Origin of the sequence: Paraburkholderia sp. 35.1, assembly GCF_050436525.1 — a bacterium.
Classification (GTDB): Bacteria; Pseudomonadota; Gammaproteobacteria; order Burkholderiales; family Burkholderiaceae; genus Paraburkholderia; species Paraburkholderia tuberum.
This window is the reverse complement of the sequence record NZ_JBNDMJ010000003.1, coordinates 446,830-471,105: the sequence shown is the minus strand read 5'-3', so window position 1 is coordinate 471,105 and position 24,276 is coordinate 446,830. Positions and strand designations below refer to the sequence as shown.

Here is a 24,276-nt window from a genome sequence, read left to right as displayed (position 1 = left end):
CCAGTCCAGGCCCGCCGAGCGCAAGCCTGAGCGTTCCTGACGCCAGGCGCGCTGGTGAGCCGGATTGAAATTTCTTGACAACCGGCAAAAACAGTCGAATATACGCAAAGATTAGTAGTCGCCGAACTGCACCCGGAACCCGCCTCGAGCGGGTTTTTTTTTTTCGTTTGCGCGCCCGGTTTTCCCACACGGCTTGCCCATGAAAGACACCTATTGCGGCACAGCAGCAGCGCTGCGTGACGCGCTTTCGCACGCGGTTCTGCGTGGAGGCGCTTCCTCTCTCTCGGCGCTACACCAGTCGGCTCCCGGCGATGACGTACTGACCGGCACCGATGCCACCGCGCAGGCCGCGCGTATCCGTTACCGGCTGGACCGATTGACGGATTTGCAGCGCGCGCTGCTCGTAGTCAGCTACGCACCCCAAAACATAACCTGCGCGTGCCATCGTCCCTGCTGCGCGGGGCACTATCCCAATCCCGAATGGTCGGGCGCGCTCGCTCAGATCGTCGCGCACACTGCGCCGCTCTTCATCGGGCACGTCCCGAATATCCGTTTGCGTTCCGCGCTGGTCGCCAACATCCTCACCCATACCGGCGAGACACAGGTCAGCCTCGCGCAGCGCTGCGGCGTGCACCGGCAGACCGTTGCCGAACATACCGCGATTCTCGGTGCAACACTGAGCGGCACGCGGCAGAAAAGCGGTGAGTTCGACGCAGCGTTCGGGCGCATCGATGCGCTCCTGCGCGAAGCGGGGATCGTACGCGACGAGAGCGCATCCGGTACGCCGAATGAAGAATCAGCCGCCCTGGCCCGCTGACCGCGTGGAGCGCTGGCCGCTCGCGCGCGTTCTCGAGGCTGAACGCAATCCGCGCACGCATACCGATTCGCAGGTCGAGGCCATTGCGGACTCGATGCGCGAATTCGGCTGGACCATTCCGCTGCTGGTGGACGAGCGCGGCGCGCTGATCGCCGGACACGGGAGGCTTTTCGCGGCGCGAAAGCTCGAACTCGCCGACGCTCCTGTCATCGTCGCTCGCGGCTGGACCGAGCCTCAGAAACGCGCATACCGGATCGCCGACAACAAGCTCGCACTCAACGCCGGATGGGATGCCGCGCTCCTGTCAGCAGAACTCGCCGTGCTGGCTGACGAAGGTTTCGCCGTCGATCTGCTCGGGTTCTCCGATGCCGACATAGCGCGACTGATTGACGACACCGACCGGCTAACGCTCGATCACGCTGCACGGGCCGCCAACGCCGCAGACCCTACGGAATTCGGTTTTGCGAGCGCAAACGCCGAGACACGCGAACAGACTTCGGCCAGCACAGCCGCCGACGTTACGGTCAGCCCTGACAGTATTTCTGCTGTGAGCGATGCAGGCGGTTTGCTCGCCGTCTTTTCCTGCATGGTCCGGGTGGCCGACCGTCAAATCCTGTTTGACGCTATTGCGCACGCCAGAACGCGCGGCGCAACCGATAGCGGCGCGGCGCTAGTACTGATCGCCCGCGAATGGTTGAATCCATGACCGCACACGCGCCAATGCACGCATTTACGGCTTACGGCTGGCAGCATGGCTATCTGGCTGACGCATTGCAGGCGTGGACAGACGACCTCGCTCTCACTGAGCCGCGGGCAACTCACTTCGGCTACGTCCATGAGGGGACCGCGCGCCTGCAGCACAACGGCCATGCGTGGATGCTGCACGCCGGCCAGTATTTCTGTGTCCCGGGGCGTTTCTCACTCCACGCGCGCAATAGCCGGGGCATCATCATGCGGCGCGCTGGCTGGCGCGGCCTGTTCATGATCGGCGGTCCTGTCGAACACAGGGGCCGGTTGCGCTATATCGACCAGTGCAGTGATACCACGCTTGTGCAGCCTGTTCGCCGCGGCGATCCCTGTCTGAACCTGCTGTACTTCCCCGCAGGCGTTTTTCAGACCGCACACACGCATCCATCGGACCGGCTTGGACTCGTTCTCTCAGGGCGCGGGACGTGCGTCGCACGTAATGCGGGCGCGGATGCCCGCGTCGCGCTCGAAGCGGGAATGATCTTCTGCATCCATGCGAACGGCCGACACCACTTCGCAACCGATCGGGGCGACGAAATGCGCGTGCTCGCCTATCACCCGGATTCCGATTGCGGCCCGACTGACGACGATCACCCGATGATTAACCGCACTATCGTGGATGGCGTGTCGGCCCGCACTCTTGCTGCGATCCGCACGACCGGCGACGCGACACTGGAACGCTCATGAGCAGCAAGGCGCGTGTGACGCTGGACCGGCATTATGTGGACGATACTGTTCACGATGCGGCGCTGGAACGTATCCGGCATCTGTACAGCCGGTTCGACCGGATCGTCGTTTCGTTCTCGGGCGGGAAGGATTCGACCGTCGTGTTGCATCTTGCGCTCTCGGTCGCGCGCGAAACTGGACGCCTGCCGCTCGAGGTGCATTTCTATGACGAGGAATGCATATCGCCCGACACCGAGGACTATGTGGAGCGGGTGCGCGCGCAGCCCGATATCGCGCTTACGTGGTATTGCGTGCCGGTCAAACACCGCAACGCCTGTTCGCGGCAGCAGCCGTACTGGTACTGCTGGAATCCTGACGAGCACGAGAAATGGGTACGCCCCATGCCGTCCTGCGCTGAGCCGACGATGCCGGGTTTCGCGCGCGGAATGATGATTCCCGATTGCAGTCACTTGCCATTCGCGGGACAGTCGCAGACCGTCGCCATGCTGCGCGGCATCCGTACTCAGGAGTCGTTGCGCCGGTTGCGCATGACCATGCGCTCGCGCGTCGATAACTACATTCATCAGAGCCCTAACGCGCGAAACGTCTGGTTGTGCGATCCGATATACGACTGGCGATTCGAAGATGTATGGGTCGCGCCGTCGTGCTTCGGATGGGACTACAACCACACCTATGACCGCTTTGAAGCGATGGGACTGGCGCATACCCAGCAGCGCGTCTGCCCGCCGTTTGGCGAAGAACCGCTCAACCTGCTGCACACCTGGGCGATCTGCTATCCCGACCTGTGGCACCGGATGACGGCGCGCGTGCCGGGTGCCGCGACGGCTGCGCGTTATGCGCTGACCGAGCTTTACGGTACGCACCTGCGCGAGCCGCCAGAAGGTCTGACGTGGCGGCAATGGACATGGCGGATCATCAATCTGTACGATGAACCCTGGCGCTCGCGCGTGGCACTGTCCCTCAAGCGCGCGATAGAAGTGCACCAACGCAAGACGAAGCGGCCGATTGACGACACAAGAGCTGATCCAATGAGCGGCGTATCGTGGCGCGCGCTCGCACAGATCGCGCTCAAGGGCGATTTCAAAAACCGCAAGGCTGGTGGGCTGGTCACGCTTGCCGGAGCGGAGCAGAAGCGACGGGGGGTGACGCTCGAAGAATTGCTTGCAATGGAAAACGACAACGATGGCACCCGCTATTGAGTCAACTTCCCCGCTACCGGATGACGTGCGCGGCGCTATCGAACGCGCTGCCGTCTCACGCGTGAAATGGGTGCATCGCGATTGCGTGCGGGCGAACGACTACAACCCGAACCGGGTCGCCCCGCTGGAACTCGAACTGCTGGTTCTCTCGATCCTCGAGGATGGCTTCACGCAGCCGCTAGTCGTGCTGAAAGACAGTAGCGGTTACGTCCTAGTCGACGGCTATCATCGCTGGCTGGTTTCCGGTGATCCGCGAATCCGCGAACAGTATGGCGGTTACGTTCCGGCTGCGGAGATTGAAGCCGATCCGGTGCACCGCATGATGTCCACGATCAGGCACAACCGCGCCCGTGGCACGCACGCTGTGCTGCCGATGGCCGGGATTGTCCGCACGATCATCGAGGCAGGCGTACCGGTACCGGAGATCGAGCGCGGCCTTGGCATGGAACCGGAGGAAGTGGACAGACTTGCAGACCGTTCCGGCATGCCTGAACGCGTTGGCAAGCGCCTCGCAAAAGCGGAGTTCGGCCGCGCGTGGATTCCGTCCTGACGCTGCGTGTATCGGTGCTTGAACTGTCGATCCGCTCGAACATTGAGGCCGTGTCGCGCAAGCTCTCAGCGCTGGCATACCGACAATTGCCCTTTGCCGAAGCACGTACGGTCACGGAACTGGCGAAGCTCGCCGCCGATGCAGAAAGGAACGCACTGCCGCAGGTGTTCGACAATCCGACGCCCTTTACCGTCAACTCCGTTGCGGTGCAGCCCGCGCGCAAGGGAATGCCCGTTGCGCGCGTCTATATCCGCGACAAAGCCGCCGGATACCTCGCACCGTACGAATTCGGCGGAGTGCAATTCCTCGGCGCGAAGCCTGCGAACCTGGTCCCGGTGAACGCCGCGGCGAACCAGTTCGGCAACCTGCCGCGCGGTTCGATCCGCAAGTTCATGGGCCGCCCCGACGTGTTTCTCGGCACGGTGAAAACGAAGCGCGGCGCACTGTACGGTCTGTGGCAACGCCCCGCGAAGTTCGTAGAACTGAAGTGGAGCAAACGCTCAGGCCCGAAACTGGTAGATCGCGCGATCAACGCGTCTGACCGGTTGCGGCTGCTTGTCGCGTTCAATGCACCGGTTGAGACCAGAAAGCGACTTGAGTTCGGCGAGCGCGCTGAAGCGGTCGTTTCTGCGAACTTCGACCGGGTGTTTGGGCGGGAACTCGCTAACGCCCTGGCATCGGCGGCCTGAGAAGCCGGAATAAGTGGGGTTACTGCATTCGAGCTGTCGTATAACTTGCTTCGTCACACACGACATTTGAATTTTACCGAGAACCGCGGGCGCCCGTGTCAACCATTCGTTGAGCTTTCATTCGAGGGCCCGCGGCCTCCAGCAAGCCTCTCTCTATTTTCCTTGTCCTGAGTCCGGCGATGATACTAGACGGAGGGTAGTCAAGCGATCCCGGATTGCCTGCACAAACACGCCGCGCTCGGCTTTCGTCGCTGGTGCCTTGCCCACGTAAACTGCCCTGGCCAATTCCGTCAGAATTCTCTCGATTCTGGATTCTTCGCTAGGTGTTAACTGCTTGTCTATATACCAAGCGTACAGTTTAATGACAATGATTTCGCGCGATCCGCCGACCAAATCAGCACGCGCCAGAAAATCTTCGATTTTGTCCAAGTATTTGGGCAAACCCAGATCTGCGTAGAGCAAGGTGACCAAAAGAACGGGTAGCTCGCCGTTATGGGGATCGCTAATGAACTTGTTCATAACGTCCGCGAGCTTGGCCGTACCCAACGTTTGTTTGATAAACTCGGCAAAAAACACCGGCAGCATGTTTCGAACGGCGTTGACCATGTTTTCCGGCATCGGCTTGCCATCGGATAAGTTCAAAAATCCATGCTCTTCTCCCCAGATTTCAAACTGCGCAAGAGCGAATATGACATTTTTGGACCAGTGCTCTAAGCAAGCGGAAAACATCGATTTGATGAGATCGCTATCGCCCACGAGTTCCGAATTGCGCAAGATTTTCGAAGCAAGCGCTAACGAATGAATATAGGCTGCGTACTTTTCGTCATACGCGAACGGTTGCGTCTCGTCTTCATCGGAAAGCACAGGAGCGTCCGCATCTGACGGATCGATATTCATGGATGGCTCCATACGCGCTTCGTCCAAATCGTCGAGCATTCGCTCTCTTTCTTGAACCGTAGGTTTCATCTTCACCAAATCCACCATTTGATGACGCAGGCCGTCAAGCATGGATGTTTCATGTGAAGCCACCCGCGAGTAGTCGCTGGAGCTGATCTCCAGCTTGGAGTCTTCATAGCTATCGAGAAGCTTCTTTTTTGCAATTTTTAAAAGATCAACATCGTCTTGTTTCAGACCTGAATAGAAATCAATTTCGTTAACGAAATCAAGAATGTTGTTCTCTGATGTGCATTCTTCTCGATAAGTAGGATTATCCAGCATTCGCTTAGCAACGAAATACTCTCTGAAACATTCAAGCTTGAAGCGAACCTCATCGCCTAATTGCAGGAGAATGCCCCGCTGGAAGAAATGCTCAATCAATTCCAGTGGCTTCGCTTTGGGCTGTGGCCGCGAGTTAAAATAATCGACAGCGAACTGTTCAAGTGCCAACCGAGAAATGGCGAATTGGGGATCTTCCGTGATCCGAGCGGCCAGTTCGCACAAAAAGTGCTGCTTTATTCTGAAAGTGTACACCTCGGATCGAAAGTTCGAGTCACTTAGCTTTTCGAGCAAACCATCAATGAACCCCTCGATCAAGGTCGCATAGTTGACGGGCGAAAAAGAAATATTCCTTTCGTTAAGCCAAATGACCATGCTCATTAGGAAAGGAGAGCGCGGTAGCCGAAGTTTGCTTGTGATTTCGAGTACGTCATCTACAAGCCGCGCACATTTATCTTCTTCCTGTCCGAACCATTTTTGTATTAGCGATCGGACTTGCTTGCGAGTAAATGGTTGAACGAAAAGTTGCTGAACCGGCACTCCCATATCGGGGAGCTGATTGCGAACGAGCGTAATGCGCAACTCCTCGTTCGCGCTGAAAATAAATTTTGATTTAGCATATTGACGAGTGAACTTCATGAGCTCCACGAATTCCCGTGTATTTGGGTCAATGGGGAAATTGTCGATAAAGACTACGGCGCGGCCCGTCTGCAATGCTTTTTCTATTTCTGACCTTTTAAACGCACCGTCAGAGAACGCGACCATTGCTTTAACCGCATTATCGATGCTTGTTATTGATTTCCCGTCAATAACAAAAGCTATTTTCCCACTGAGTGCTGCGGTCCTTATTACGCGCAGTGCCAGATAGTTGAGGATAGTCGTTTTTCCGGATTCGCTGCGTCCCCAAATAAAAAAGTTGGTCCCGTCCAGTTCGATTTCAGGTAGAGGAAGCAAAGGAAGCCTTTTTGCGCCGGAAGAATCTCCGGTCGCGACTGCGCTAGCAGCTTCTCGGGCCAACCTCGGTTCTACGAAAAGGTCGCCAATGTCGGAAGGCGCCACATCCGAAATCGAGTAAGAAACGAGTTGACGGTTAATGGCTTCAGATATTCTTTCGAGACTTTTTTCGGGAAGCTGGAAGTTGTGGCTAAGTTCGCCACGAAAGGGAGACTCAAATACCCCGTTTGCTGAAAATCTCGCGGTAGAGTCGAAACAGTCTCGGGCACTATAGTATTCGCGGGCCTCCTGACGGAATAAATTCTTGGAAAGATCGATGTCGATGACGGAATATCCATTAAAATACTCGCGGCTTTGATATAGACAGCCCGCTCCACATACAATCAAGTTACTGTATGGCGCTACCAAGGACAAGCCTTCCGTTTCGTGCACGTGTCCATGAAGTAGCACGTCGAAGTTTCGTGCGAGTGCTCTTTGAACGTGCTGAAAGTCGCGAGCAGCAAGCCAATTGAGCGGATGGTGCATTAAGGCAAATTTGATTTTGCAGTCTGAGAGATGTTCGGCTGCCAATTCTACTTGACGCTCGCCAAGTAGGAGCGCCCCGCAATCAGCATCGTTCGCTCGGCCTGTGGCACGCCATGCAGAGTTCAGGGAGGCAACTCCGATTTCTAGGCCATTGATTACGAACCTGTACGATGTGAAGAGAGGGGTTCGCTTTTGCATCGCCGATGACGCGAATGTTGCCGCAAACTGATTGTATTTTTCGATATCGTTGAACGCAGCAGGGGACGATTCATGATTATCGATGAAGGTATGCAAGCTATTTTTGCTGGCAAGCATTGTCCGCAGGCCGGCCTCGTATATCTCATCACGCCTTGATAATTCGACATCGTGATTGCCCGGGCAAAAGACGATGCTTTCAGTTGTCAAGCCGGTTGCCACCAAAAGCGGATCGACAAAGCCTTCGGTTATTCTTTTTACATAGTCAGGTGAGTAGTGACCTTTTCCTGCGAGATCGCCCGTGAACATAATTAGATCGGGCTTTTTGATCAAGTTTGTTTGAATATCTTGGCAAAGCGCCTGAATGACCACCTTCTGGTCATGGTCGTCCTTCTTGAGATTGAAATGAAGGTCAGATAAATGTAATACGCGGATTTGCAAGTTGGTCCCCAACATCGTGGTAGTTTCAATTTCGACAAAACGTACGTGGTTAAAACTAATGCACGCCAGTTTTGGGTCGGAACATCATACGACGAACCCGGGTAAGAATGAATCATGGCGCGGGCGTGCACACTCAACTGCGGCGACTTTATGCGGAATGGGTAGACGCGATCACGTTCCTTTGGCGGAGCCGCAACGCTCAAGACCTTCTGGAACTTTCAAGCTTCGAGTGCCAGAAGGTACTGGCCAGGCCTGTGGGAGCGCGGGAAATTGCGCGACCCCGTTCTTTCTGTAGCTACACGTTTCAAAAAGTCTTTGCACCGTGGCTGACGGCATTTCAATCCGCGAATTCGCGCGGCGCGAGCACGTTTCGGACACACTTGTTCATCAGGCGCTGAAACAGGGACGGCTCGCGAAGCGCGCAGACGGCCTGATGGACGCGGCGCTCGTCGGTACCCGCTGGCGCGCGAGCGAGCGGCCTGACGAAAGCGCAAAGGAAGACGCAAAGGACACTTTGCAATCAGCCGGAAGTGCAAAGGGCCTCGCCTACGGCGAAGCGCTGCGCCTGAAAGAGAACTGGACGGCGCTGCTGCGCCGCCTCGAATACGAACAGAAATCCGGCGCGCTCGTTGAGCTGGCCGTCGCGCGAGGCGTCGTGTTCGAGTTATGCCGCGAGCAGCGCGACGCGTGGCTTGCGTGGCCCGCGAAGGTCGCACCGTTCATCGCAATGGCTTTCGGTCTGGACGACGTTGACCGGCTAACGAACACACTGGCGGCGCATGTCCATCAGCAGCTTGCCGACCTCGGGGAGCCTGAACCGCGCTTCGACGCAGAACAAGGCCGATGACCTTCGACGTGTCGGCCGCGGCGGTTGGACCCCGCCGCCACGCCTGAGCGTCCCGCAGTGGGCTGACCGGTTCCGGCGACTCGCGAAGGAATCGGGCAGCCTGTCGGGCCGCTGGACGACCGGGACCGTCGAAGCCGCACGCGGGCCGATGCTCGCAGTGACCGAGCCGGGTGTGCATGTCATCACGGCGATGGTGAATACGCAGTTGTTCAAAACATCACTGATCGAAAACGTCTTCGGCTACTTTGCGCATCTCGATCCGTGCCCGATGCTGCTGCTCGAACCGAAGGAAGCCGCGGCCGAACAGTTCAGCAAGGAACGCATTACGCCACTGGTGCGGGTCACGCCCGTACTGCGTGAGCGGGTCGGCACGACGAAGACCCGCAACGCCGAGGAAACGCTGCTGTTCAAGTCGTTTCCAGGCGGCTTCCTCGCGCTCGCGGGCGCGGGCAGTCCCGATAACCTCGCGCGGCGCCCGATCCGGCTGGTTCTCGCGGACGAAATCGACAAGTACCCGGTCACGCGCGAAGGCGACCCTATCGCGCTCGCCGAGGAACGGGTCGCCACGTTTGCGAACTGGCTGTCAGTGCGGACCTGTTCACCAACCGTCACCGAGGAAAGCCGCATCGAAGCCAGTTACGGCGAGTCGGACCAGCGTCGCGCGAGCGTGGCCTGCCCGCATTGCGGGCACCGTCAGTTCCTGGAATTTTTCCGCCATGTCGAGTGGGAGAAGCGCAAGGACGACAAAGGCAACGTAACTGGCCATCGCACGAAGACCGCGCGCGTGTACTGCGAGTCGTGCGGCGCGGGCTGGTCCGAGTCAGAACGGCTTACCGCCTTGCAGTCCATACGGTGGCATCAGACGCGGGTGTTCGAGTGCTGCGGCGCACGGCACGTACCGCTCGACGCGTACGACCGCGCCTGGCGAAGCAGTGATGAAGCAGGCAACGGCACCGACCCGGTTGGCGTGGTGTGGGACTGGTGGGCATCGGAACGTCATGCCGTCTACCGCGCGAAGTGTCCGACCTGCGGCGCGTGGACCGTCGATAACTCGCATGCCGGATTCCAGGCGTCCAAGCTCCTGAGCCCGTGGACGCGCGACCGGCCCGCCGATATTGCGGCGCGCTGGATCGACGCGCAGGGCGACGAGGAACGGCTGCAGGCCTGGTGGAATACACAGATGGGACTCCCGTACCGTCCGCGCACTGGTCGCTCGCTCTCCGCAGAAGCGGTCGTCGCTCGCGGTGAGATATGGGCGGCTGAAGTGCCCGATGGTGTCGCCGTGCTGGTCGTGGGCGCGGACGTGCAGGATTACCGCGTTGAGCTTGAAGTCGTGGGCTGGGGCCGCAACGAGGAAAGCTGGTCAATCGACTACGAAATCATCGAGGGCGAGTTTTCGGACGCGCGCACGCAGGCGCGCATCGACACGTATCTCAGACGCCTGTGGCATCGCGCCGACGGTCGTCCCTTCGAGATCATGGCGGCGTGCATCGATTCGGGCGGGCATCACACGCAGGCGGTCTACCAGTTCTGCGCGGCGCGAATCGGCCGCCGTATCTGGGCGGTCAAGGGCGAATCGGCACGCGGCGGCGAGCGCAATCCGGTGTGGCCGTCAAAGCGCCCCACGTCGCGCACGAAGAAGACCTATCGCCCGATCCTGCTCGGCGTGAACGCGGCGAAAGACACGATCCGGCAGCGGCTGCTGCTCGATACACCGGGACCAGGTTACATGCATTTCCCCGCCGACCGTGACATTGGCTATTACGCGCAACTGACCGCTGAGCGCATCGTGATCAAGGAGTCGGGCGGCAGACGTTATCGGGTGTGGGAACTGCCACCGGGCCGCGCCAATGAGGCGCTTGACTGTCGGGTGTATGCGTATGGTGCGCTGTGCGGTCTGCTGTTCTTCGGCCTGCAACTGAACCGGCGCGCGGACGCAGTAAAAGCGTGGACACCGCCCCCTGATGTGCCGCCGACGTCGCACCGGCCGTATCCGGCCACTGCCCGCATGCGGACCTCGCTCGTTCAGCGTCTTGCCTGAATCGCACGTCTAAGCTGCCATGCCCTGTCGCCGCGTGAGCATCCTGGACGGGATGACGCTCGGTGCGCTCGAAAGGCAGCTTGCGAGCATGCAGAAGGCATATCTCGCGCTGGTGTCGGGCACCCGGGCGCAGTCCGCGTCGTACACACAGGCAGACGGTAGCCGCTCCATTGCGTACACGCAGACCAGTATCGCCGATCTGGTGCAGGCCATCATCGGCGTACAGACACAGATCGATGCGCTCCGGGGGCTCTGCCGCAACCGCCGCCGTCCGGTCACGCCGTATTTCTGAGCCAGCAATGGGCGTCATCGTTGACGAAAGCGGTCAGCCGATTCCGGCACCCGTTGCTGTACGTGGCGGCGCGACGAACGCGCTAACGGGCGACCCCGGGCGCGCGCTGGTCATGCCGGGACTCGGGCTTCCCGGCTACCAGTTTCCGTACGATGCGGCTGACTGGTTCGCCCAGGAGATGGGCAACTGGTTGCCCTGGATACGCTCGCCCGACTCGGAGATCAACCTATTCCGTGACTGGATGGTCGCGCGCTCGCGTGATCTGTTTCGCAATGATGGCTGGATCAATGGCGGCGTCACCCGCATTCTCGATAACACCATCGGTACCAACCTGCTGCTGTCGGCGAATCCCGATTACCGCGCGCTGGCATTGCGTACCGGTATCAGCGAATTTGACGCCACCTGGGCCGATGAATACCGGCGCACGGCGGAAGCCCTCTGGCGCGGCTATGCGGAGAACCCCGCGCACTACAACGACGTGGCGCGACAGCTTACGCTCGGTCAGCAGTTCCGGCTCGCAATGCGTCACAAGCTGGTCGATGGCGAGGGGCTGGGCCTCATCTACTGGCTGCCCGAGCGCACCGGCTACGGTGGCGCGGACTACGCGACCGCGCTGCTACTGGTCGATCCTGACCGGCTGAGTAATCCGTATCAGGCCATCGATTCGCGCTACCTGCGCGGCGGCGTCGAGATTGACGACTACGGCGTGCCGCTTGCGTATCACATCCGCGAGGCGCATCAGAACGACTGGTATCTCGCCGTCGAGGCGAACACCTGGGAGCGTATCGAGCGCTGCGACGAGGACGGCTGGCTGCGCGTGCTGCACGACTATGATCGCGACCGGGCGGGCCAGCATCGGGGCCTCGGGGTGTTCACGCCGGTCCTGCTGCACGCGCGCATGCTCGCGCGGTATTACGGCGTCGAGCTACAGGCCGCGACGATTGCCGCGACGTTCGGCACGTACGTTACGTCGCCCTACGATCCGGCGCTGGTACAGGATGCGCTCGGCGCGGGCGAAGGCGAGGAACTGCCGCTCTATCAGGCGCTGCGCGCACGCTGGGCCGACGAGCGTCCCGCGATGCTCAACGGCGCGCGTATTCCCACACTCGCACCTGGCGAATCGCTCGAAAGCGTCTCGGCCGCGCACCCGCATGGCAACTTCGAGACCTTCGCGCACGAAATGCAGCGCGTGATTGCGGCGGTGCTGGGCCTGAGTGCCGAGCAGCTTTCGCAGGACTGGAGCAAAACGAACTACAGCAGCGCCCGCGCCGCGCTGCTCGAAGCGTGGAAGACCCTCACGCGGCGGCGCGACGAGTTCTGCCTGAACTTCGCCTCGCCGTTCTACGGCGCATGGCTGTGGGAGGCAATGGACCGGGGTGAACTGCCGCTGCCCGCTGGTGCGCCGCCGTACATCGAGGCGCGCGCCGCGTATGCGCGGTGCTCATGGATGGGCGTGGCGCGCGGCTGGATCGACCCGACCAAGGAAAAGGCAGGCGCCGTCATGGGCATGGACGCGGCACTTTCCACGCTCAAGCGCGAATGCGCAGAACAGGGACTCGACTACGAGGAAGTGCTTCACCAGCGCGCGAACGAAATCCGGCTGATGAAGGAACTGGGCCTCGAATTGCCCGACTGGGCCGGCAGCGTAGCCGTGTCCGAAGCGGCGAGAGTTCAGGAAGTACCCCAACCGCAATGAGACATCAGACCTTGGGTTCGTGGTAGGGTCGCCGGTCTTTTTCGATATCGCTCCATCTGCTGCTTATGTGATGCCGCTTGCACCTCTCATAAACATCGAAACCGCAGATTCGCCTGGTCTTTAGAAGGTTCGCCTCGGTTGGCTTGGAACTGATGCCATCATGGTGTATCCACCCGACGAAATAGATTTTGTTGATCTCATCTACGTCGCGGCGCACTGAAGCTATGTCGGTAATCGTTGGAGCATTCGCAGGCGTTGTGCTTCGCGGAATTGCAGTCTTGAATTCTTCAAAGAATACGTTGGGACTGAATCGCTGTTTGGGATCGGGTTCCAGACTCAATGCGTCCAACAGCGGTTTGTATGCGTTGCCCAGATACGTCCCGATAACGAAGTCCCTTCCTACCGCGACGACGAAGAAGAGATTGTGTGCGTGGCAACCGAAAAGCAGTTCATGAGGAAAGCTGTCGGTGAGGTAGACGACGGAAAACCGCAAATTACGAAAGCGAAACTCGAATTTTGTTTTGGTCATCCCCTGAGACGTCATGCTGTCGTAAAGCTGGGAAAGTGCTTCCAGTTTGATACCCATAGGCGACTCCATTCGATGGGAGCAGTTGCGTTGTCGTTATACGCGTGTTTTTTGACCAGCGCGGCTTGGACTGGCAGCGTGGCAGCCGCGGAAGCGGCGAAACCCGAACCAGCACCTGTACCGCAATAGTATCCGTTTGCATTATCAACCGGGTGCCGCGTTCAGGACTGGCGACGCGCGACGAATAGCCTGCGCACGAGCGCAATCAGGCGCAAGGGATTGAGGCGGAAATGGCTATGGCGTGCAACGCCTGCGCGGCTGTAGAGGTTCGTAGCTTCAATCAGGGTAATAGGGCTCATGACTATCTCCGTATAAATTCGAATACAGGATAGGTCTCCCTGTCTCAAATTTGAATAGGTTCAGTCCGAAAGATAGATGCCCCCGGATATCGAGGTCGGTGGAAAGAGAAGCCAGCTTTGTTGAATTGCAGGTTTCCGGGTGGCGACACGCCCAACGGTGCCGCGAAGGCCAAATGAAGGGACGCAAAAAATAGCGCGCCACAAGGACGCGCCGTGAAAAGGGCTTTGTACTGCATGCCAACCCTATCGCCCCAGGTGAGCGGAGGACGTACTGAGGGGCGACGCTTCAATGCTAGGCGTGTGTGCCCGATGCGGGCCTCGGACAAATCCGAAATGCCGGGCGCTCGATGGTGGCGCAGCGCAAAAAAAGGTTCTTCGCGGATTTACGTGGAGGATGGGTTACTGGCTCGAGTCGGCCAATAAGCGTCGCTCGCGCGACACTGAAAGCCGCCGTTCCTATGACCGATGCACCCTGGAAGCAGCCGGACATAAGACAGGCGTCTTACGGCGTGTTTAGATCGGCGCTTGCAAGCCGGCTTACGGAAACGCCTCAGAGTTTGCCCGGAGCATCTCGACTATGAATTCGGCGGCGATCTTGGCCGCGATCTCCTGATATTCATCCTTCTGTGTCTCCGAGTCTTTGTTCCCATCGGCCCAATCGCAAACGGCCTTTACCGAACTGCCTCGTGTGCGTGTCGGCGCGATGCGAAACAATATCTGTAAATGGGTCAGGCTTCAGCTTTACCGGGGCCCAATGGCTAAATCCTGTCCCCGCCGGACCCGCCGCGCCGTTTGTATGTCCCGACGCCTGCGGTAAGGTCTACGACGGGCAACGCGGGGCGGCATGAAGCCCGCGATGTCCGGGCACAACGGTTTGAATATCACGCTACGTGTGTGCGCTGGCGCACACAACGTCCACTCTTTCCAGTGTTCTTTTTCTCTCCGCAATTATCGTTGGAATCGCTTTCACACGCGTGTGATGGCAAGTGCCCGCCTTTGTTCCCAAAGGCCAATCAACGAATAATCAGGAGGGGCCATGAGCATTCCCGTCGACGATCTCAAGGCTGCCGGCGCCGATGTTGGCGCGGGCGTCAATGAAATATTCCTGAACCGGTTTTCAGCTGCGCACTTTAAAGCCGTACCTTCACTTTATTCCGGCAAACAGCGCTTCGATAATTTCGATCAGCCCGTCGAGGTTGCCTTCGCCGTGACGACGCCCATCGTATTTGATCTCGCACCGTTGCTGCCCGCCCGGTTCGAGAAGTTGTGGCTGGCGCATCTGCGTGCCAAAGGCAGTCCTGTTCCCCTGAGCGGCACAGTACCCACGACACCGCCGAATCTGGTGGTCACGACCAGCGATATGAAGTTTGTGGTGACCGTTCTCAAAAAGGATGGGTCGACGGATTTTTCCGTGGATTTTGACTGGGATATGACCGCGAGATGCGGTGTACTACTCGTTGATCTGGCTGATAACAGACGGGCCATCAGGCTCGATCCATTGAAAGTTGAATTTTCCACGCCGCAGCTTACGATCCAGAAAGACATCAGGGATGCCATTCGCGCCAAACTGAAAATCAAGGAAGAGAAGGAAGCGGATCCGCAGCTAAAGCACGACACCAAATGGTGTATAGATCTCGAAAAGCTCTTCCTGTTCATCATCAACCAGGTTCTGGCCATCCAGCTGGCCAATTTCCTGAAGACATGGGAACTTCCCAGGGCGATCCAGCTCATTGATGGCGTGGACGTGTCGCCATCTTTTCTGGCGATACGGGATCATGCGCTCATTGCGGCGGGACATGTGCTGACAGCAAGGGCCGGGATCAGCTCGGAACTGTCGGAAAGGCTGAATTCAGTTCTCCGCGAATTCCGGCAACATTTTGATGCCGAGTTTCAGGATCCCGACTTCGATGCAAAAAAGTGGAAAGCGGGGAAATCCGAATCATTCCTGTGGCTTAAAGCCAAAGCAGACGAATATGAGCGCGACGCACAAAAGCTGTCGCAGAAACAGAAAAAATCGAAAGCGAGATATGACGAAAATCTTTGTCTGTTTACCGACGACAAGTTGATCGATCAGCTTGCAAGAATCTATCTCAATACCTATCGCCACGACGAATTCGATTCCCCTGAGTTTGCGGGCTTCAGGGCCTCGGCAGGATGGTGGTTTCGTGTAGATAACGCGCGGGGACGAGTCGTGCCGGGCGGCGTCGCAGTAGACGCAAACGTGTCATGCGGGGGGCACGCGGGTATCGACTGTAGAAATTTCTGGGATCCGAAACACTGGGGCGAGTGGGAGCATTTTATTGACCTGTGCATCAATATAAAGGCAGATCCGGATTTTAGTGTGGCGGCCTCTCCTGAATTTCGCGCGGATGGTATCTATCTGCGCACAAGGCTGGAGAATCCGAAGCAACTGCACGTGAAGTTTTGTGGAAACGTTCCCGGTGCAATACCTCAGGCGTTGTTAGGGTGGATCTTGACCCTGTTCTCCGGACCGCTGCTGGACGCCATTCGCAGCCTGATCGCCATGTTCGCGTTCAAGGTGGCCTCCTATCCTCGCCAGTTCCCGGGGACGGCGTTGAACTGGACGCCGAACATGAATTCCGTGCCGACCAATGAAGGTCCCTATCTCACTTTTTCGGCAGACCCCGTATTTTCCTGAGCCCGGCTCCGGAACGCCCGCGCAAAAAAAGCCCGCCGGTAAGGCGGGCGCAATCCATATAAGAGACGACATGAAGGTATCGGCATTCCGCCCTTCCCGACAGCAGGCCAAGGGAACGGCACCGGAGCCCATGCCGCCTTTGTCACGTCGCCCGTTGAATGGCTGCATCGCATCAAGAAGCTGACGGCGAGGTCTCGGCGCCTCGACTGACCGTGATGGGTCGGTAGCCGTCTCTCTCCCCGGAATTCCGCGAAGAGCCCAAAAAAAGCGCGCTAGTCATGGCGCGCACAAGGGGCTGATGAGGTATCCAGCCCACCGGTCACTGCGCGCAAGGGGAATTGCTGGCAGCGACCGGAGCAATGCTAGGCGTGTATGCCGAGCGCAGACCTCAGACAACTCCGAAATGCCGAGGCGCGCACGATGGTCGTGAACTATCCGCACCTGGCGACGCGCCTTTTCAATGTGCCGCTCGCCATTGCGCCGGGCAAGATCGAAATCATCATGGCCGCGCTCGCGGACCGGTTTGGTCTCGCGCGGCTGTTCCGCCCGAACGGTGAACTGCGCGCATTGGATGCCGGGCTTGAAGCGGGCGAGCCTGCGGACGAGCGTGCGTATGAGGTCGTCCAGGGTATCGCGGTCATTCCGGTGCAGGGAACGCTGGTGCAGAAGCTCGGCACGCTGCATCCGTACTCGGGCATGACCGGTTATGACGGCATCCGCGCGAACCTCGCGACGGCGCTGGCCGATGACTCTGTGCGTGCAATCGTGCTCGATATCGACAGCCCCGGCGGCGAGGTCGCCGGGTGTTTCGATCTGACCGACGCCATTTACGGTGCGCGGGGCATCAAGCCGCTGTACGCGATCCTCACCGAGTGCGCGTTTTCCGCCGCGTATGCGCTTGCTTCGGCCTGTGATCGGGTGATCGTGCCGCGCACGGGCGGAACCGGTAGCGTCGGCGTGATCGTCGCGCATGTTGATTTTTCGAAAGCGCTCACCGATGCGGGCCTGACGGTCACGCTCATTACCTATGGCGAGCGCAAGGCAGACGGCAGCGAATATCGGCCACTCTCTGACGAAGCTTATGTACGTATCAAGGCAGACGTGGACAGCGTAGGCGAACTGTTCGTGGCGACGGTCGCACGCAATCGCGGGCTGACCGTGGCGCAGGTTCGCGACACGCAGGCCGCAACCTTCCTCGGGGCGGCGAGCGTTGATACCGGTTTTGCCGATGCCGTCATGTCGCCCGATGCGGCGTTTCTTGCGCTACTCGATTCGCTCGCGCTGTCATCCGTGCCGTAGTAACCACCCGGACCATGCAGGAGGTCTTCAAAATGGGATTCTCTCTTTCAGCGATGACCCGCGCGCTGCCATTCGCGCACCTCGGGCGCGCGGCGACTCGCGCGCGTGCCGAAGACGCGGCGCCCCCGGATGACGACAAGCCCGACGCGCCCGCCGAGCGCGACCGCGAGGATGGCGCACACAACGATGCGCGCACACGGCGCGCACAGGACGACGAGCCGCGCAACGGTGACGATGCAGAGGGCGACGACAACGAAGAACAAGACGAGGACGAGGACGAGGACAACGACGAAGGCGATGGCGTCCGGCTCGGGGACGACGACAGCCGCGACGACACCGACAACGGCGAGGAACGGGACAGCCGGCGCGGTAAGGCGAAGCGCGCCCGCGCGCAGGACGATGGCGACGAGGAAATGCACGGCAGTTCGGTCGAGGCCCGCGCGCGCCGCCGCGAGCAGGCGCGCTGCGCCGCGATCTTTTCAAGTCACGCCGCCGCGCGTAATCCGGTACTGGCCGCCAATCTCGCGTTCAGGACGCGCCTCGCGCGCGGTGCCGCGCTCGCGGTACTCGAAAGCACACCCGCCGCGCCGCCCGCCAATAGCGGACGCGTCGAGCGCAATCCGCGCGTCGGCCCGGGAGGTACACCGGGCATGAACTCACGTCAGGCCATCGCGTCGGCATGGGACCACGCATTCGCGAAGGTGAATGCGCGCAAACGCTAGTACGCGTACCGGTTTTTCATCCGTTCCATTACAGGGGATCACGATCATGGGCGCTCCTACTGTCCCGCCGCTCTTTGAGAACTGGCATGACGGCGGCTTTCTCGTCTCCGAAGCGAACGGCCACCGCTCGCGCGACGGCATCGTCCTGACGGGCAGTGTGTATGTCATGGCCGGGACCATCCTCAGCCGCCTTCCCTTGCCTCCGCCACCGCCGCCCGGCAATGACGCAAGGGGCGATGCGGGGGCCGCGTCGGTCGTCGCAGGCACGCCGGAGCGCGAGAACACCGGCGACGGTGTCCTGCGGCTCACCGATCCGCCGCGTGCCAGCTCGTCGCCGTATGGCCGCTACGTCTGCACCTTCACGAGCCGCAACACGTTCGACGTGAGCGGACCCGATGACCTGGGCGCGACTGCGCAGCAGACCGGGGCGCCGGTCGTCGTCGGCGGCCTGAGCTTCGTCATCGAACAGGGCGCAAAGCGCTTCGCTGCGGGCGATACCTTCGCGATCACGTTCACTGCTGCCGATCCGTCCGATATCGGCACACCCGGTATCTGGATGCCGTGGAATCCCGCCGCGACTGATGGCTCCGAAGTCGTGGCGGGTCTGCTGTTCGGCTCGCGCGATACGACGCGGATGGATCGCGCCGCCGTCGCGATCGTGCGCGACGCAGAAGTGAACGCATCGGAGCTTGTCTGGCCGTCGGACGTGACGCCGTACCAGATGCAGATCGCGGGCGACCAGTTGCGCGCCGCAGGCATCCTGCTGCGCTAGTACCCCTTTCCTTCCTCGCAAGGCCGCACGGACTCTGGTCCGGGGCGGTCTTTTCTTTTGGGGAGCCGTCATCATGGCTGGCGAAATTCTCGACGTATTCCATCAGGACCCGTTCACGGCAATTGCGCTTTCGGACGCCGTTCAGCGCAACCCGTACCAGCCTGTCGGCCTCGGCGAGCTGGGCGTATTCGATCCCAACCCGATCCGCACGAAAGCGCTGGCAGTCGAGGAACGCACCGGCAAGCTGATCCTGATCCCGTTCTCGCAGCGCGGCGAGGAAGGCACGCAGCGCACGACAGAACGTCGCAAGATGCGCTATTTCGACGTGCCGCGCCTGATGCACTCGGACACGGTGTACGCCGAGGAAGTACAGGGCATCCGCGAGTTCGGTACGGAATCCGTGCTGATGCAGGTCGAGGCCGAAGTTGCGCGGCGACTGTCAGGGCCAACCGGGCTGCTCGCGAGCGTCGAGTACACGAAGGAATTCCTGAGGCTCGCCGCGCTGCAGGGTCTGGTGCTCGACCCGAAGGACGGCAGCGTGCTCTACAACTGGTTCGATGAATTCCAGATTCCTCAGGCCGCCGAAACACCGTTCGATCTGGGCGCGACCGAGGCAGGCAAGGCGAACACACCATTGCGGCCGATCTGCAACGCGATCATCCGTACGATGGCGCGCAAGTCGCAGGGCGCATTCACGCCGACCACGCGCGTCTACGCGATGTGCGGCGATGCTTTCTATGACGCGTTCGTCAATCACCCGGACGTGATCCGTACGTTCGTGAACTGGTCCGATGCGCGCGCACTGCGCGACAACTCGCAGGGCGCCGCGTTCGACGCGTTCGTGTTCTCCGGCATTACGTGGTTCAACTATCGCGGCTCGGACGACAACGTGACCATCAAGGTTCCTGATGACGTGGTGAAGTTCTTCCCGGTCGGCGCGCCCGGTGTATTCCGCGAAGCGATGGCGCCGGGCGAAACCGTCGATTGGGTCAACACGCCCGGACGGCCCGTCTATGTGCTGCCGATCTTCGACGTGCTGCGGCGCATGTGGTGGAAGATGGAAGCGTATGCGTACCCGCTCTATGTCTGCACGCGGCCCGAAGTGCTGCTGTCCGGTCGCATGCTCGAAGCGACCACGGCAAGCGCTACCCGCATCACGCCGGAAGAACCATCCGCGACGACTGCACAACCGGCAGACGCAGCCAGCGCTGCGCCAATCGCCTGAGCGGCCCCCGCCATGATTGACTGGGATAGCCTGGTGCTGGCGCCCGTTGAGGGCATATTTGGACAGCTCGCGACGTTCTACGCGAGCGATGGTGAGCCGCACGCGCTGCACGGCGTGTTTGACGAAGCCTTTACGAACGTGGATGTGGTCGACGGCGTACCCGTCACCACGACACGCCCATGCTACGGCTTTCGCGTGGCAACACTTCCCGTTACTGCACACCAGGGCGACACGCTGTTCATTCCGGCCGCGCCCGGTGCGCCGCTCAGTGACACGACCTATGTCGTCCGCGAAGTGCGTACGGATGGACATGGGTGGTGTTTCCTGCTGCTCAATCTGGCGCCCTGAACCGTTTCCTTACCCAGCCGTGGACCGCGCACGTATCCGCCCGTTGCCGATGCTCGGGCGTCGTCAGGTGCGTCTCGCCGCGCTTGGCGCACTGCAGCGCGCAGCGCTTCGGGTCGCCGGCCGGCCGGTCCTGATCCGCTCGCCGGGCGACTGGTCCGCGCCGTCTGACGTGCTGCCTGCGGTCATCGTGCGCACCGCGCACGAATCGAAGTCCTCATTCAATCGCGGCATGCCGCAGTTCACCACGACATGCAGTCTGGAAGTCAAGGCGATGGTTGAGGCTGGGACGGGCGAAGCCGCACAGGAAGCGATTGAATCGCTGTGGTTCGCCGTCGAAAACGCGCTACTGCTCGACTGGTCGCTTGTACGCATGCTGCAGCAGTTCGCGACGGTCGAAAGCGTGCTGGATATCCGCGCGGAAGGTGCGCGTCACCTCGCCGGTATCGCGGCGTCCTTCCGCTGCGAGTTTCCCGAAATGTACGACCCCACGGTTGAGCAGCCGCAGCCCGCGCCGTGGCCGCTCGATCCGTCTGCGCCCGCGCCGCTCGAAAGCCTCGGCCTGCACGCGGACCTCACCAATCGCGCCGACCCGACCGGTACGTATCCCGCGCCGCCTTTCCCGCAGGCGGTCGTCCCCGCGCCGCGTACGCACGGCCCGGATGGACGCGACGAGGGCCGGCTCGACATTCCGTTAAAGGGGAACTGACATGCACATCAGGCCAGCAACCGGCATGCGGGTGCGCGATCCCGACCTGCGCGACTTCCTGCCCGACGCGGGGCGCGTCGTACCCGATTCGGTGTACTGGCGTCGCCGTCTGCGCGATGGCGACGTGGTGCCGGTCCCGGATGAGCCGCCCGCTGTACCGGACGCGCCGGACGAGCCAGACACAACGCGGCGCGCATCTGGACACCGCACGCGCGAACCCAAAGCCACCGACCCAACATAACCCGCGCTTTCTGCGCCGCTGCGTGCCGCTGCGCGCACTTCCCGCGTCCATCCCCTTAAGTCAATCGCGCGAGCCGAGCCACGGCCCGCCCCGGCCGTCCTGCGTCCGTTTCTATCTCCGGTTCGCGCCCACCTTCCCGGGAGGTTGCTCCCATGATTCCCTTTACCAACCTGCCGGAGAACATTCGCGTCCCGCTGTTCTACGCGGAACTCGACGCGTCACAGGCCAACAGCGCCCAGCTTAACCAGCGCACGCTGATTATCGGGCAGGTGACCGACGCGGGAACCGGCGAGCCAGGCACACCCGTTATCAGCGCGGGCGTGGGCGACGCGCGCACACGGTGGGGCAGCAATTCGATGCTCGCCGCGATGACGGCCGCCTATCGCGCGGCCGATTCCTTCGGCGAAGTGTGGTATCTGCCGCTCGAGGACGCGGCTGGCGCAGTCGCTGCCACCGGCACGATCACGCTCGGCATCGAGGGTGACGGGGGCGTGTCGGGCGTCATCTCGCTTTACATCGCCGGTCGGCGCTACCAGTTGCCGGTGCAGGCCATGCAGAGCGCGGCCGACATCGCGGAAGCGCTCGCCAAACTCGTTGCTGCAGATGCGTTCGGGCTGGTGAGCGCATCGGCTCAGGACAACGTAGTCACGCTGACCGCCATCAATGCGGGCATGGTGGGCAATGAAATTGACGTGCGCCTGAACTACGGCGGCTCACGCGCGGGCGAACAGACACCGCTCAATCTGAACGTCACCATCGCCCCGGTGGCGGGCGGCGCGATCAATCCGACCGACACGCTACAGGCCGCGCTCGATAACTGTGGCGACATGCCATTCGACTTTATCGTCTGCCCGTACACCGATAGCGTCAGCCTCGATGCACTGCATACCTTCCTGAACGACCAGACCGGGCGCTGGTCGTGGGCCCAGCAGATTTACGGACACGCGTTCGCGGCTTACCGGGGCACGCTCGCCGCGTGTACGACCTTCGGTGCGGGCCGCAACAACCAGCATGAATCGGTGCTTGGGTTCGACGATTCGCCCACGCCAGCGTGGATTATCGCCGCGCAGCTTGCCGGCTCGATTGCGCCCGCGCTGCGCAACGATCCGGGGCGCCCGGTCCAGACGCTACCGGTTATCGGCATGCTCGCGCCGCCCGTTGCCTCGCGCTTCCTGCTCACCGAGCGCAACACGCTGCTCTATGACGGTATCAGCACGTTCAATGTGGGCGATGACGGCACCTGCTACGCCGAGAACATCACGACGACCTACCAGAAGAATCCGTGGGGCGATCCCGATGACAGTTACCTCGAAGTCGAAACGATGTTTCTGCTGATGTACGTGCTGCGTGCGCTGCGCTCGATGGTCACATCGAAGTATTCACGCATGAAGCTCGCCGCGGACGGCACGCGCTTCGCATCCGGTAGCGCCATCGTCACACCGCTGCTGATACGCGCAGACGTGATCGCCAGGTATCAGGAACTCGAATTCGATGGCTACGTGCAGAACAGCGCACTGTTCGCCCGGCAACTGATTGTCGAGCAGAACGCGAATAACCCGAATCGCGTTGACTGTCTGTGGCCCGGAACGCTGATCGACCAGCTCCGGATTTTTGCCCTGCTCGCGCAATTCAGGCTCAGCTAGTCATTCCGAACCGCAGCACTGAACCGCACCAAGCCGCCCCGGCGAACCGCCCCGGCGGCTTTTTCATTTCTGGAGCCCGCCATGTCAGATGACACAAACCGCCTGGCCGGTGTCGCGTGGATATCGATGGACGGCCAGAACTACATGCTGTCCGGCGAACTGGCGTATTCGCCCGCCGACTACGAACGTGAGTCAATGGTCGGACAGGACCGCGTACACGGCTATGCGGAGAAGCCGCGCGCGCCGTTCATTTCCGCGACGCTGCGCGACGCAGGCACGCTGACGGTCAAGGACTTCAACGCCATGACCAACGTTACGGTCACGCTCGAACTGGCGAACGGCAAGACGGTCGTCGGCCGCAACATGTGGAGCACCGAGGCGCAGGAAGTCAGAACCCCGGAAGCGACGTTCGAAATCCGCTTCGAGGGCTTCTCGGGCAGCGTCACAGAGCAATAAGCGAACAGTAAGGAGCGCGCCATGTACGAGGTCATTACGCTACTGAGCCCCATCGACGGGCTGACCGAGATTACGCTGCGCGAACCTACCGTCGATGAAATCGCGAAGGTCAACGACGACGCAGCGAAGTTCGGCAACGTGCGCGCGATGAAGAACCTGATCGCGACGATGGCGAAGATCGACGTCGCCACCGTGGGCCGCATGGGCGCGCGCGACTTCAACGCGTGCAACAAGTATCTCTCCGGTTTTTTCGAGTAGTGCCCGCGAACCTGCGCGATATCGTGGCCGATGTGACGCACTTCTATGGATGGGGGCCGCGCGACGCGGGCGCGCTGACCTGGGCTGAACTCGCACAATGGCTCGCGCAGGCGCGACGCATCCAGCACGTTGCGCAGCAGGCCGCAGAGAAACGCCGCCAGGGGTGA

At 60.7% G+C, this 24,276-nt stretch carries 25 protein-coding genes; 22 read left to right on the top strand and 3 right to left on the bottom strand.

The genetic code is table 11. The features are described from left to right. Positions 1 to 199: 199 nt before the first annotated feature. The 6 genes from OKW27_RS22165 (at position 200) to OKW27_RS22140 (ending at position 4,689) form a co-directional block, all read left to right on the top strand. The gene (locus OKW27_RS22165; protein WP_429334872.1) at positions 200 to 817 is read left to right on the top strand and encodes a hypothetical protein; all 618 of its coding nucleotides are present in this window, start codon (positions 200 to 202) and stop codon (positions 815 to 817) included. Beyond that, a complete protein-coding gene (locus OKW27_RS22160) occupies positions 789 to 1,523 on the top strand; it encodes a ParB/Srx family N-terminal domain-containing protein (protein ID WP_429334871.1) in 735 nt (244 codons plus the stop codon). Before OKW27_RS22165 ends, OKW27_RS22160 begins: the two co-directional genes overlap by 29 nt. A 170-nt stretch (positions 1,524 to 1,693) precedes the next feature. Then, positions 1,694 to 2,251 carry a cupin domain-containing protein gene (locus OKW27_RS22155; protein ID WP_429334870.1) on the top strand — a complete coding sequence of 186 codons (558 nt, stop codon included), beginning with the start codon at positions 1,694 to 1,696 and terminating at the stop codon, positions 2,249 to 2,251. Positions 2,252 to 2,265: 14 nt separating this feature from the next. Then, positions 2,266 to 3,450: a phosphoadenosine phosphosulfate reductase family protein gene (locus OKW27_RS22150; RefSeq protein WP_429334869.1), complete on the top strand. Its 1,185-nt coding sequence runs from the start codon at positions 2,266 to 2,268 to the stop codon at positions 3,448 to 3,450. A 25-nt stretch (positions 3,451 to 3,475) separates the two neighbouring features. Beyond that, on the top strand, positions 3,476 to 4,000 hold the full coding sequence (locus OKW27_RS22145) for an IbrB-like domain-containing protein (RefSeq protein ID WP_429334868.1): 525 nt from the start codon (positions 3,476 to 3,478) through the stop codon (positions 3,998 to 4,000). Then, positions 3,985 to 4,689 (top strand): hypothetical protein, encoded by a 705-nt coding sequence (locus tag OKW27_RS22140; RefSeq protein ID WP_429334867.1) that lies wholly within the window; start codon positions 3,985 to 3,987, stop codon positions 4,687 to 4,689. The genes OKW27_RS22145 and OKW27_RS22140 overlap by 16 nt, the downstream gene beginning before the upstream one ends. 153 nt (positions 4,690 to 4,842) lie before the next feature. Here the strand turns inward: OKW27_RS22140 and OKW27_RS22135 are convergent, their stop codons facing one another. After that, on the bottom strand, positions 4,843 to 8,034 hold the full coding sequence (locus tag OKW27_RS22135) for a metallophosphoesterase (RefSeq protein WP_429334866.1): 3,192 nt from the start codon (positions 8,032 to 8,034) through the stop codon (positions 4,843 to 4,845). A gap of 307 nt (positions 8,035 to 8,341) precedes the next feature. Between OKW27_RS22135 and OKW27_RS22130 the strand changes: the two genes are divergently transcribed. Genes OKW27_RS22130 through OKW27_RS22115 form a run of 4 tightly spaced genes read left to right on the top strand, consistent with a single transcriptional unit; the run spans position 8,342 to position 12,895 of the window. Continuing rightward, a complete protein-coding gene (locus OKW27_RS22130) occupies positions 8,342 to 8,866 on the top strand; it encodes a hypothetical protein (RefSeq protein WP_429334865.1) in 525 nt (174 codons plus the stop codon). After that, entirely contained in the window at positions 8,799 to 10,907 is a 2,109-nt protein-coding gene (locus tag OKW27_RS22125) for a phage terminase large subunit family protein (RefSeq protein ID WP_429334864.1), read from the top strand. The genes OKW27_RS22130 and OKW27_RS22125 overlap by 68 nt, the downstream gene beginning before the upstream one ends. Before the next feature lie 34 nt (positions 10,908 to 10,941). Then, positions 10,942 to 11,199, top strand: a complete 258-nt coding sequence (gene gpW / locus OKW27_RS22120) for a gpW family head-tail joining protein (protein WP_429334863.1) — start codon at positions 10,942 to 10,944, stop codon at positions 11,197 to 11,199. A gap of 7 nt (positions 11,200 to 11,206) precedes the next feature. Then, positions 11,207 to 12,895 (top strand): phage portal protein, encoded by a 1,689-nt coding sequence (locus tag OKW27_RS22115; RefSeq protein ID WP_429334862.1) that lies wholly within the window; start codon positions 11,207 to 11,209, stop codon positions 12,893 to 12,895. 4 nt (positions 12,896 to 12,899) lie between these two features. Here OKW27_RS22115 and OKW27_RS22110 read toward each other — a convergent pair whose 3' ends face one another. Both OKW27_RS22110 and OKW27_RS22105 read right to left on the bottom strand, forming a co-directional pair. Next, positions 12,900 to 13,481: a DUF6037 family protein gene (locus OKW27_RS22110; RefSeq protein WP_429334861.1), complete on the bottom strand. Its 582-nt coding sequence runs from the start codon at positions 13,479 to 13,481 to the stop codon at positions 12,900 to 12,902. Between the two features lie 161 nt (positions 13,482 to 13,642). After that, positions 13,643 to 13,780 carry a hypothetical protein gene (locus tag OKW27_RS22105; protein WP_429334860.1) on the bottom strand — a complete coding sequence of 46 codons (138 nt, stop codon included), beginning with the start codon at positions 13,778 to 13,780 and terminating at the stop codon, positions 13,643 to 13,645. Between the two features lie 1,036 nt (positions 13,781 to 14,816). Between OKW27_RS22105 and OKW27_RS22100 the strand changes: the two genes are divergently transcribed. The 12 genes from OKW27_RS22100 (at position 14,817) to OKW27_RS22045 (ending at position 24,276) form a co-directional block, all read left to right on the top strand. Beyond that, positions 14,817 to 16,439, top strand: coding sequence for a hypothetical protein (locus OKW27_RS22100; protein ID WP_429334859.1), 1,623 nt, complete (start codon positions 14,817 to 14,819; stop codon positions 16,437 to 16,439). 420 nt (positions 16,440 to 16,859) lie between these two features. After that, positions 16,860 to 17,738, top strand: a complete 879-nt coding sequence (locus OKW27_RS22095) for a S49 family peptidase (RefSeq protein WP_429334858.1) — start codon at positions 16,860 to 16,862, stop codon at positions 17,736 to 17,738. Between the two features lie 32 nt (positions 17,739 to 17,770). Further along, complete coding sequence (locus tag OKW27_RS22090; RefSeq protein ID WP_429334857.1) at positions 17,771 to 18,460, top strand: hypothetical protein; 690 nt, start codon at positions 17,771 to 17,773, stop codon at positions 18,458 to 18,460. A gap of 46 nt (positions 18,461 to 18,506) precedes the next feature. Beyond that, complete coding sequence (locus OKW27_RS22085) at positions 18,507 to 19,232, top strand: head decoration protein (RefSeq protein WP_429334856.1); 726 nt, start codon at positions 18,507 to 18,509, stop codon at positions 19,230 to 19,232. A gap of 73 nt (positions 19,233 to 19,305) precedes the next feature. Further along, positions 19,306 to 20,457, top strand: a complete 1,152-nt coding sequence (locus tag OKW27_RS22080) for a major capsid protein (protein ID WP_429334855.1) — start codon at positions 19,306 to 19,308, stop codon at positions 20,455 to 20,457. A 12-nt stretch (positions 20,458 to 20,469) separates the two neighbouring features. Next, positions 20,470 to 20,805, top strand: a complete 336-nt coding sequence (locus OKW27_RS22075) for a head-tail joining protein (protein ID WP_429334854.1) — start codon at positions 20,470 to 20,472, stop codon at positions 20,803 to 20,805. Positions 20,806 to 20,824: 19 nt separating this feature from the next. Next, positions 20,825 to 21,511 carry a hypothetical protein gene (locus tag OKW27_RS22070; RefSeq protein ID WP_429334853.1) on the top strand — a complete coding sequence of 229 codons (687 nt, stop codon included), beginning with the start codon at positions 20,825 to 20,827 and terminating at the stop codon, positions 21,509 to 21,511. 1 nt (position 21,512) lies between these two features. Further along, positions 21,513 to 21,752, top strand: a complete 240-nt coding sequence (locus OKW27_RS22065) for a DUF2635 domain-containing protein (RefSeq protein ID WP_429334852.1) — start codon at positions 21,513 to 21,515, stop codon at positions 21,750 to 21,752. 152 nt (positions 21,753 to 21,904) lie between these two features. Then, positions 21,905 to 23,395: a phage tail sheath subtilisin-like domain-containing protein gene (locus tag OKW27_RS22060; RefSeq protein WP_429334851.1), complete on the top strand. Its 1,491-nt coding sequence runs from the start codon at positions 21,905 to 21,907 to the stop codon at positions 23,393 to 23,395. Positions 23,396 to 23,476: 81 nt separating this feature from the next. Then, positions 23,477 to 23,851, top strand: coding sequence for a phage tail tube protein (locus OKW27_RS22055; RefSeq protein WP_184064060.1), 375 nt, complete (start codon positions 23,477 to 23,479; stop codon positions 23,849 to 23,851). Positions 23,852 to 23,872: 21 nt separating this feature from the next. Then, entirely contained in the window at positions 23,873 to 24,109 is a 237-nt protein-coding gene (locus OKW27_RS22050; RefSeq protein WP_184060406.1) for a phage tail assembly protein, read from the top strand. Continuing rightward, positions 24,109 to 24,276, top strand: coding sequence for a hypothetical protein (locus OKW27_RS22045; RefSeq protein ID WP_429334850.1), 168 nt, complete (start codon positions 24,109 to 24,111; stop codon positions 24,274 to 24,276). Before OKW27_RS22050 ends, OKW27_RS22045 begins: the two co-directional genes overlap by 1 nt.

What these genes read in the sequence shown, in the direction of transcription:
- OKW27_RS22165 (WP_429334872.1), top strand. Translation starts at nt 200, where the DNA reads ATGAAAGACACCTATTGCGGCACAGCAGCAGCGCTGCGTGACGCGCTT.
- OKW27_RS22160 (WP_429334871.1), top strand. Translation starts at nt 789, where the DNA reads ATGAAGAATCAGCCGCCCTGGCCCGCTGACCGCGTGGAGCGCTGGCCG.
- OKW27_RS22155 (WP_429334870.1), top strand. Translation starts at nt 1,694, where the DNA reads ATGCTGCACGCCGGCCAGTATTTCTGTGTCCCGGGGCGTTTCTCACTC.
- OKW27_RS22135 (WP_429334866.1), bottom strand. Translation starts at nt 8,034, where the DNA reads ATGTTGGGGACCAACTTGCAAATCCGCGTATTACATTTATCTGACCTT.
- OKW27_RS22125 (WP_429334864.1), top strand. Translation starts at nt 8,799, where the DNA reads ATGTCCATCAGCAGCTTGCCGACCTCGGGGAGCCTGAACCGCGCTTCG.
- OKW27_RS22115 (WP_429334862.1), top strand. Translation starts at nt 11,207, where the DNA reads ATGGGCGTCATCGTTGACGAAAGCGGTCAGCCGATTCCGGCACCCGTT.
- OKW27_RS22110 (WP_429334861.1), bottom strand. Translation starts at nt 13,481, where the DNA reads ATGGGTATCAAACTGGAAGCACTTTCCCAGCTTTACGACAGCATGACG.
- OKW27_RS22105 (WP_429334860.1), bottom strand. Translation starts at nt 13,780, where the DNA reads ATGAGCCCTATTACCCTGATTGAAGCTACGAACCTCTACAGCCGCGCA.
- OKW27_RS22100 (WP_429334859.1), top strand. Translation starts at nt 14,817, where the DNA reads ATGAGCATTCCCGTCGACGATCTCAAGGCTGCCGGCGCCGATGTTGGC.
- OKW27_RS22095 (WP_429334858.1), top strand. Translation starts at nt 16,860, where the DNA reads ATGGTCGTGAACTATCCGCACCTGGCGACGCGCCTTTTCAATGTGCCG.
- OKW27_RS22090 (WP_429334857.1), top strand. Translation starts at nt 17,771, where the DNA reads ATGGGATTCTCTCTTTCAGCGATGACCCGCGCGCTGCCATTCGCGCAC.
- OKW27_RS22085 (WP_429334856.1), top strand. Translation starts at nt 18,507, where the DNA reads ATGGGCGCTCCTACTGTCCCGCCGCTCTTTGAGAACTGGCATGACGGC.
- OKW27_RS22080 (WP_429334855.1), top strand. Translation starts at nt 19,306, where the DNA reads ATGGCTGGCGAAATTCTCGACGTATTCCATCAGGACCCGTTCACGGCA.
- OKW27_RS22075 (WP_429334854.1), top strand. Translation starts at nt 20,470, where the DNA reads ATGATTGACTGGGATAGCCTGGTGCTGGCGCCCGTTGAGGGCATATTT.
- OKW27_RS22065 (WP_429334852.1), top strand. Translation starts at nt 21,513, where the DNA reads ATGCACATCAGGCCAGCAACCGGCATGCGGGTGCGCGATCCCGACCTG.
- OKW27_RS22060 (WP_429334851.1), top strand. Translation starts at nt 21,905, where the DNA reads ATGATTCCCTTTACCAACCTGCCGGAGAACATTCGCGTCCCGCTGTTC.
- OKW27_RS22055 (WP_184064060.1), top strand. Translation starts at nt 23,477, where the DNA reads ATGTCAGATGACACAAACCGCCTGGCCGGTGTCGCGTGGATATCGATG.
- OKW27_RS22050 (WP_184060406.1), top strand. Translation starts at nt 23,873, where the DNA reads ATGTACGAGGTCATTACGCTACTGAGCCCCATCGACGGGCTGACCGAG.